Origin of the sequence: Microbulbifer sp. 2205BS26-8, assembly GCF_030731025.1 — a bacterium.
Taxonomy (GTDB): Bacteria; Pseudomonadota; Gammaproteobacteria; order Pseudomonadales; family Cellvibrionaceae; genus Microbulbifer; species Microbulbifer spongiae.
Genome location: NZ_JAVAMR010000038.1, coordinates 26323 through 34805 on the forward strand (window position 1 = coordinate 26323; position 8483 = coordinate 34805).

Genomic DNA, 8483 nt, shown 5'->3' on the forward strand with positions numbered 1-8483 from the left:
TATGCCGATTCAGCGATTCATACCGGGGAGAACATGGATAACAACCTTTACGTCGAGCATATGGCCACCCTGTGCCGCCGCTACGATACAATACTGGAAGCCTGCGGCTTCGAGACCCTCAATGTGTTCAGCGGCGCACCCAGGCTGCAGTTTCTGGATGACAACCCCTACCCCTTCAGGGTCAATCCCCACTTCAAGGCCCTGGTCCCGGTCACAGACAACCCGCACAGTTGGGTGATCTACCAGCGTGGACGCAAGCCAAAGCTGCTGTTCTACCGCCCGGTAGACTTCTGGCATTATGTCCCGCCCGTTCCCCAGGCTTTCTGGAGCGGGTTTTACGATATCGAGCTGCTGGGCAAACCCAGCGATGCCAAGGCATTCCTCAGTGCAGACAATGCAGCCTTTATCGGTGAGGGCGACAGCCTGCGGGACTGGCCCCTTGGCAGTGACAACCCGGAGCTGCTGATCAACCGACTGCACTGGGCGCGCGCCTACAAGACCCCTTACGAAATCGCCTGTCTGCGCGAGGCCAACCGCACCGCCATGGCCGGCCACCGGGCCGCAGAGCAGGCTTTCCGCAGCGGTGCCAGCGAATTTGAGATCAACCAGGCCTACCTGGGTGCTGCCGGCCAGGGCGAGCACCGCATGCCTTACGGCAATATCGTTGCCCTGAATGCGCACGCGGCGATTTTGCACTACAACCACCTCTCCACCGAGCGCCTGCCGGAATCGGAACTGAGGACTTTCCTGATCGATGCCGGTGCAGACTGTCACGGCTACTGCTCAGATATCACCCGTACTTACTCTTACGCCGACAACGCATTCGCGCAGTTGGTGGCAGCCATGGATGAGAAACAACTGGAACTGGTGGACGGACTTAAACCCGGTGTGCCCTATCCGGCCCTGCATCGCCAGTGCCACCTGAAAGTCGGCGAACTGCTGGCCCAGTTTGGCGTCATCAAGACCTCCCCAGAGGGCGCCATGGAATCGGGCCTGACCCGCCCGTTTATGCCCCATGGCCTGGGCCACTTCCTCGGCCTGCAGGTCCACGATGTGGGCGGCCACCAGAGTGGTCCCGATGGCGGCACCACGCCCCCGCCGGCACAATACCCCTTTTTGCGAAGCAGCCGCACAATAGAAGAGAATCAGGTATTTACCATTGAGCCGGGGCTCTACTTTATTGACAGCCTACTGGAGGAGTTAAAAGCCTCCCCCCTTGCCACTGAAGTGCACTGGGAAAAGGTAGAGGCATTCCGCCCTTATGGCGGTGTGCGTATCGAGGACAATATTGTGGTGCACGCCGCGGGTAATGAGAATCTCTCCCGCGAGGGTTCTGTCCCAACCAGGTTCGATAGAGTGACTGAAACCACTGTAACACCCAGCAATTAACCGGCTTGGCGCGAAACAGGTAGCGGGGCCTGTTTGGCGCCAACTGCACCCGCATTTAACCTGCCGGTTTGAACGCAAGTGCAATATCTTAAAATCGAAAATTGTGGTAAAAAACCAATAACCGGCCTCAGCGCCACGGGGAAAGATCCCCTCTCCATACAAAAAAACCGGCAAGCCCAGCCATTGCCGGTTTTTTTGTCAGGCCAGCTCGGCTCGAACCGCACGCGCCGCCGCCACCATATTGAGCAGGGATGACCCCACCTCGGCCCAACTGCGGGTTTTCAGGCCACAATCCGGATTGACCCAGAGCCGCTCCACCGGCACCACCTGGGCAATTTTCTTCAGGCGCTCCACCAGCTCCTCCCGCTCGGGCACATTGGGGGAATGAATATCGTAAATCCCCGGCCCGATCTCATTGGGATAGCCGCCAGTCTTGTTCGCAAAGGCGCTGAGCAGGCGTAAATCGGAGCGCGCGGATTCAATGGTAATCACATCCGCATCCAGGGACACAATCGCATCTATGATGGCATTGAAGTTGCTGTAGCACATATGGGTATGAATTTGCGTTTCCGGCTTCACCGCACTGCACGTATAGCGAAAGCAGCCCACCGCCCAGGCGAAGTAATCGGCGTGTCCGGCCGCCCTTAGTGGTACACCTTCGCGGAGGGCCGGTTCATCGATCTGGATAATGCCAATACCCGCCGCCTCCAGATCCAACACCTCCTCCCGCAGTGCCCTGGCAATCTGCAGGCAGCTCTCGCTGCGGTGGATATCCTCCCGCGGGAAAGACCAGTTGAGTATCGTAACGGGGCCGGTGAGCATGCCCTTCACCGGCTTGCTGGTGAGGCTCTGCGCATAGCGGCTCCACGTTACGGTCATGGCCTGCGGGCGGGAGATATCACCGAAGATAATCGGTGGTTTCACACAGCGGGAGCCGTAACTCTGTACCCAGCCGTTGCCGGTGTGTACAAATCCAGCCAGTTGTTCGCCGAAATACTCCACCATATCGTTGCGCTCGGCTTCACCATGCACCAACACGTCCAGGCCGAGAATTTCCTGGCGACGAATGGCTTCGGCAATTTCCGCGCGCAGGTGTTCCTGGTAGTCTTCCTCGCTGATCTCTCCGTTGCGGTATTGCCGGCGCACCTTGCGCAACAGGTCGGTCTGAGGGAAGGAACCGATGGTGGTGGTGGGCAGCAGGGGCAGTTGCCAACGTTTTGCTTGTACCGATGCCCGCTCAAGGTAGCGCTGTTCCCGCCAGGTATCCCGCAGTTTTTCTGCAACTGAGTGAGTGCTCTCCCCCTGTTCTGTTCCAGCCTCAGCTGCAGCGGCCTCTTCTTGCAGCAACTGTTGCAACTGCGTGAGCTCGGCCAGTTTCTGGCGGCTGTAGGCCAGTTTTTGTTTTTGCGCCTGCGGCAGGGCTGTTTCGGTCTCCAGGTCTACCGGGCTGTGCAGCAGGGAACAGCTAGCAGAGAGCCACAGGCGATCTCCCAGTTGTGCAGCCAGGGGCTTCAGGGTTCGCTGCCACTTGTGCAAGTCCGCACGCCAGACGTTGCGCCCGTTGAGTACGCCGGCAGACAGCACCTGCCCCTCACCGACAAGCGCCATCGCAGACTCCAATTCTTCAGGCGCGCGCACGCAATCGATATGCACGCCATCCACCGGCAGTGAGAAAGCCAGGGGCAGGTTTTCTCGCAGGGGGGAAAAGTAGGTGGTCAGCAGTAACTTCGGATTGCCTGCAGCGGCACTGATCTCCTGGTAGGCGCCACTGAATGCCGAGCGCCACTCGGCAGGCAAGTCGAGCCCCAAAATTGGCTCATCCATCTGTACCCACGCCACGCCCAGTTCCCCAAGCTGCGCCAGCAGCTGCGTATAACAGGGCAGAAGGTTGGGAAGCAGATCCAGGGCATTGTCGACACCCCGCCCCAGCCACAGGTAAGTCAAGGGGCCGATAAGCACCGGCTTCGCCCTGTGTCCCTGGGCCTGGGCCTCGCGCACCTCTGCCAGTAACCACCCACTATCCAAGCAAAACGCCTGCTCCGCATCAAATTCCGGCACCAGGTAGTGGTAATTGGTATCGAACCATTTGGTCATGGCACTTGCGGCCACCGGCTGACCCGAGGGCGCGCGGCCCCGTGCCAGGCGAAAATACTGGTCCAGTTTATTTTCTGCTGCGCCATCGACAAACCGGTCGGCAACCACACCAAACATCAGTGAGTGATTGAGCACCTGGTCGTACCAGGCAAAATCCCCAACTGCCACAAAGTCCAGACCGGTATCTCTCTGCGCCTGCCAGTTGGCGCGGCGGATATCAGTGCCCACCTGCAGCAATTGCTGCTGGGAAATATCCCCACGCCAATAAGCCTCCTGGGCTTTTTTCAGTTCGCGATCGGCCCCGATCCGGGGGTAGCCGAGAATATGTGTCTGCGCCATCTCTGTATCTCCAAGTCCATGTCTGTGCGTGGAACAACGCCGCATTGGCACCCTCGCCCGCAACGTTGTCACCGGTGCCAGTGCCAGCCACACCCTCTGCGAGCATCCGGACTTGATTGTGTCAATACAGTGTTATTCAATCAATTTCATATTTTTTGCAATAAACATGAATAAATCTAAAGATGATTGAACTGCGCCAATTACGCGCCCTGAGTACCTTGAGGGATACCGGCAGCCTGGTACGGGCTGCAGAGCGCCTGCACCTGACCCAATCGGCCCTGTCACACTTATTCCGGGAGATGGAGCAGCGTCACAACCAGCCATTGTTTGTGCGCAAGTCCCGCCCGTTGCGCTTTACCACTGCCGGGCTGCGCCTGTTACAACTGGCCGATGCTGTACTGCCGCAGGTGACTCTGGCCCAGCGCGACCTGGCACGACTGGCCTCCGGCCAGTCCGGCCGTTTGAATATCGCCATTGAATGCCACAGTTGCTACCAGTGGCTGATGCCAACCCTGAACACCTATCGGGACGACTGGCCCGAAGTGGAGCTGGATCTGTGCAGTGGCTTTCACTTTGCTCCGCTGCCGGCGCTGGTGCGCGGCGACCTGGACCTGGTAGTTACTGCCAATCCGGATACGATGTTGAAAGACATCCACTACCAGCCCCTGTTCAGTTTCGAGATGTGCCTGGCGCTGAGCCGCAAGCACCGGTTGCTGGAACACGGCAAGCGGCGCTGGATCGCGCCCGAAGACCTGGCCGGGGAAGTGCAGATCACCTACCCTGTGGAGCGAGAGCGGCTGGATATCTTCCAGCGCTTCCTCGACCCAGCGGGAGTGGAACCTGCGGAAGTGCGCACGGCGGAACTGACAGTTATGATGGTGCAGCTGGTGGCGAGCGCGCGCGGCGTCTGTGCCCTGCCCGACTGGGCCCTGCACGAATACCTGCAAAAAGGCTTTATTGCCCAGCTGCGCCTGGGCGAAAAGGGCCTTTGGAGCACTCTGTACGCCGCCGTGCGGGCAGATATGCTAGATCAGGCCTACATTGCCGATTTCCTGCAAACCGCACGGGATACCTCATTTAGCCACTTAAACGGGATACGCGCAGCTACCTGATAAGATGGCAACCCTCCAACAGGACCAGCACAGAGACCTCCACTGATATTCACAACCAGGAACCGGGCACCGTATTTTTACCGGTAAGTGCCCATTCTCCGGCATTATCCCCAGAGCCCGCGGCGACACCGGGAGCGCGGCTCGGCAGCAGACTCTTGCCGCCCCATCAATCCTGCCTGCCAGCGCGCCTGGGCTTGCGCCTCCCTTTGGGCTGACCACCGGGCTTTACACCCGCATCACCGAGACGGGAAATCCGCATGGGCTGTCCCGCTACCCGCACTTTTTTCAGGTGCTGGAAAACCTCTTTGGGCATGCCCTCTGGAAGATCGACTGTGGTGTAATCCGGGTAAATCTCAATACGGCCGATGTATGAGCTGTCCAGCTCGACCTCATTGGCGATTGCGCCCACAATACCACCCGGGCGCACGCCCTGCTCGCGGCCGATTTCGATGCGGAAACGCTCCATACCCTCCTCCGGGGGCGGCATCTTGCGATCCTTTTCGTAACCATCCTGCTTGCGGCGGCCTTCGAATTCCCCGCCCCGCTCATGCCGCGCCTTGCGGGGCTTGAGCTTCTGCTCCCTGATCAGCAGGGGCTGGTCACCCTGGGCCATAGACGCCAGTGCTGCGGCAACATCCAGCGGATCCACTTCGTTTTGTGCCAGGTACTCCTCTACCAACTGGCGGTAGGGGGCCAGGTCAGCCTGGCCTTCCAGGGTTGTGGTGATACGCTCGCGGAAGCGCTGCATACGCGCGCTGTTGACCACTTCGGCGCTGGGCAACGCCAGTTTCTCGATCGGCTTTTTGGTCGCCTTTTCGATAATGCGCAGCATACGGCGCTCACGGGGTGCCACAAACAGAATGGCGTCGCCCTCGCGACCGGCGCGGCCGGTGCGGCCGATACGGTGGATATAGGCTTCTGCATCATAGGGAATATCGTAGTTGATCACGTGACTGATGCGTTTCACGTCCAGTCCACGCGCTGCCACATCCGTGGCCACAACAATATCGAGCTTGCCGTTTTTCAGCTTGTCGATCACCGCCTCGCGCAGATTCTGCGCCATATCCCCGTTCAGTGCCGCACTGGCAAAGCCCCGCGCGGCCAGCTTATCCGCCAGCTCTACGGTGCTGTTCTTGGTGCGCACAAAGATAATGGTGGCATCCACCGGCTCCGCTTCCAGGATGCGGGTCAGGGCATCCAGTTTGTGCAGGCCACCCACCGGCCAGTAACGCTGGCGAATGGTCTCTGCGGTTTCGGTTTTGACGCGGATCTTGACCTCAACCGGATCCCGCAGGTGCTCGCGTGCGATGCGGGCAATCTCCCTGGGCATGGTGGCGGAGAACAGTGCGATCTGGCGCGCTTCGGGAATCTGCTCCAGCACCCACTGCACATCGTCGATAAAGCCCATGCGCAGCATTTCATCGGCCTCATCCAGCACCAGGGTGCGCAGGTTAGACAGATTCAGGGAGCCGCGGCGCATATGGTCCATCACCCGGCCCGGGGTACCCACCACCAGCTGCACACCTCGCTTCAACTGTTGCATCTGCCCGCGGTAGTCGGCGCCACCGTAGATGGGCGCCACATGGAAGCCTTTCAAATGGGCAGCGTAAGACTGGCAGGCCTCGGCCACCTGGATGGCCAGTTCGCGGGTCGGCGCCAGTATCAGCACCTGGGGACGGCGATCATTCAGGTTCAACTGGGAGAGCAGTGGCAGCGCAAAGGCCGCCGTTTTACCGGTGCCGGTTTGTGCCTGGCCCAGCACATCCCGCCCTTCCAGCAGGGATGGGATAGTCTGCGCCTGAATCGGTGACGGCGTCTCGTAGCCGAGCTTTTCAATGGCATCGAGGATTTCAGGCGGCAAGCCCAGCTGGCTAAAGCCAACCGGTGGGGAAATATCGGTCATTTCGGGAGTCACTTGAAGCCCCAGTGCCGTTCGCAGAACTGGGGTGCTGGATAAAAGGTGGGGCAGTCTAACAGGATAAATTGCAAAGAACAGCCTGTTTTTTGATCAAAATTCGCTCCCTGAAGCTGAGTCTGATGTAAGTTCTTTGCTGGTGGATTGGTGGCTGAGCGATACGTTTTCCTGGGGATAGCGCTTTGAGGCTCAGTAAACTGACTCCCTCTCAGCCCCTGTATATGTTCCAGGCTTCGACCAGCGTATCGCTAGGCCCACTGTTCACAGTCTGCAGCAGGCGTTCGTTAACCCCTTCGACGGTCTTATTGATTCCCTTGAAAAAGCTACCATCCAATTGGGTTTGCTCATATAAATAGGTCCGAAAGCGCCGGAACAGCTTATGCTCAACCACAGCAGGGGCCTTCCAAAAGCTGGAGAGTGAACCCTGGTGCGTTAGGCCCCGCATATCGTAGAACGCGCGCCCCAGCACCTTGGTTGGAACCCTGTGCAGAAGCGCTGAAATGCCCACGGTGCTGTTGATGGTCACAACTCCCCTGGCATGATCCAGCAGGGTGGGCAAATGCAGGTCATGGCAGTAAATCACCCTGCGGGAGAGCCTATAACGCGCCTCTAAGGCATCAACAAGCTTTTGGTAGTGACAAAAGCCCCGATCCATTGGGTGGTGTTTGATCACAAGTACTGTATTTGCCGGAGCATAACGCGCAAAGGATTTCAATACTGCGTCAATTGCGTTTTCCATAGAGAGCAGGTCCGAGTGCTCACGAAGTTGGAAATCATCGCGGGTTTGTAACGGAAACAGGAAAAACTTACGACTGAAGTTCGTCGTCAATTTAGGGGTTAAGGAACGCTGGGTAACCCGGTATAGCCCCTTTCGGAAAAAGCTTCTGATCCAACAAGCCCCCTCAGTTTTCCAGTCGCGGCTTCGATGATGCTGATAGTGAGGATACTTAGACCTGGCAAAACGCATCGCCAGGTAATAGCCTATGGCAAAACGGGCCCGTTGAAAGAAAGTCCGGCCCACAGGCGCCCCGGGTTGACGCCCGCGGCTCTGGTAACGTCCAATAGCCTCATGAGACCAGTCTGTATGGGAAAAAGCATTCACACCGCCCCACTCAAAAGTCACAAAATCCGGGCGCAAATAACCCTCTTCAAAAACACCAAAGGGTATACCCAGAGACTCGCAGACTGCTCGGGCCCTGGTATGCAAAGGCCGGCAGTCACCATAGACAAATACGGCTTCTGCATCATGCTCCAGCAAATAGCGACGAAAAAAGGATGGCCAGTCATGTTCACAACCGCTGAAATCGGCCTGGAAATCGGCCCAGCCAAAAAAACGGTCACCGCCATTAAAATTGATCTTGTGGGTGATCACCCCTTGCTTTGACAGTTTTTTTGCCAACTCGGCAAAGAATGGGCCATGAGGCCCCTGTAAAAATACTGCCACAGGCATGAATTTCCCCTACACAAAAACCACAACACGCAACAGCATATGCTGCGAACACCCAGGCAATTCCCCTTTCAAGTTATATTTGGGTAAATTGTGCCTGTTTTCGCCACTTTCACACTGCTGTTTAGCTTGAGAGCGCCTCAAAAATGAACCGCGCATTGCAACACTAATCTTCGCAAATGTCTAT

Annotated in this window: 5 protein-coding genes; 2 read left to right on the top strand and 3 right to left on the bottom strand. The window is 57.9% G+C overall.

What is annotated here, in order from left to right:
* The first annotated feature begins 33 nt into the window (after positions 1 to 33).
* On the top strand, positions 34 to 1389 hold the full coding sequence (pepQ, locus tag Q5Y71_RS12560; protein WP_306042475.1) for a Xaa-Pro dipeptidase: 1356 nt from the start codon (positions 34 to 36) through the stop codon (positions 1387 to 1389).
* A gap of 198 nt (positions 1390 to 1587) precedes the next feature.
* On the opposite strand, the gene metE is transcribed toward pepQ, so the two are convergent.
* A complete protein-coding gene (gene metE, locus Q5Y71_RS12565; RefSeq protein ID WP_306042476.1) occupies positions 1588 to 3822 on the bottom strand; it encodes a 5-methyltetrahydropteroyltriglutamate--homocysteine S-methyltransferase in 2235 nt (744 codons plus the stop codon).
* A gap of 182 nt (positions 3823 to 4004) precedes the next feature.
* Here metE and Q5Y71_RS12570 point away from each other — a divergent pair, with 182 nt between their 5' ends.
* On the top strand, positions 4005 to 4934 hold the full coding sequence (locus Q5Y71_RS12570) for a LysR family transcriptional regulator (protein WP_306042477.1): 930 nt from the start codon (positions 4005 to 4007) through the stop codon (positions 4932 to 4934).
* 166 nt (positions 4935 to 5100) lie between these two features.
* Here the strand turns inward: Q5Y71_RS12570 and Q5Y71_RS12575 are convergent, their stop codons facing one another.
* Complete coding sequence (locus tag Q5Y71_RS12575; protein WP_306042478.1) at positions 5101 to 6837, bottom strand: DEAD/DEAH box helicase; 1737 nt, start codon at positions 6835 to 6837, stop codon at positions 5101 to 5103.
* Between the two features lie 220 nt (positions 6838 to 7057).
* Entirely contained in the window at positions 7058 to 8299 is a 1242-nt protein-coding gene (locus Q5Y71_RS12580) for a capsule biosynthesis protein (protein ID WP_306042479.1), read from the bottom strand.
* Between the last annotated feature and the right edge of the window lie 184 nt (positions 8300 to 8483).

What these genes read in the sequence shown, in the direction of transcription:
- pepQ (WP_306042475.1), top strand. Translation starts at nt 34, where the DNA reads ATGGATAACAACCTTTACGTCGAGCATATGGCCACCCTGTGCCGCCGC.
- metE (WP_306042476.1), bottom strand. Translation starts at nt 3,822, where the DNA reads ATGGCGCAGACACATATTCTCGGCTACCCCCGGATCGGGGCCGATCGC.
- Q5Y71_RS12570 (WP_306042477.1), top strand. Translation starts at nt 4,005, where the DNA reads ATGATTGAACTGCGCCAATTACGCGCCCTGAGTACCTTGAGGGATACC.
- Q5Y71_RS12575 (WP_306042478.1), bottom strand. Translation starts at nt 6,837, where the DNA reads ATGACCGATATTTCCCCACCGGTTGGCTTTAGCCAGCTGGGCTTGCCG.
- Q5Y71_RS12580 (WP_306042479.1), bottom strand. Translation starts at nt 8,299, where the DNA reads ATGCCTGTGGCAGTATTTTTACAGGGGCCTCATGGCCCATTCTTTGCC.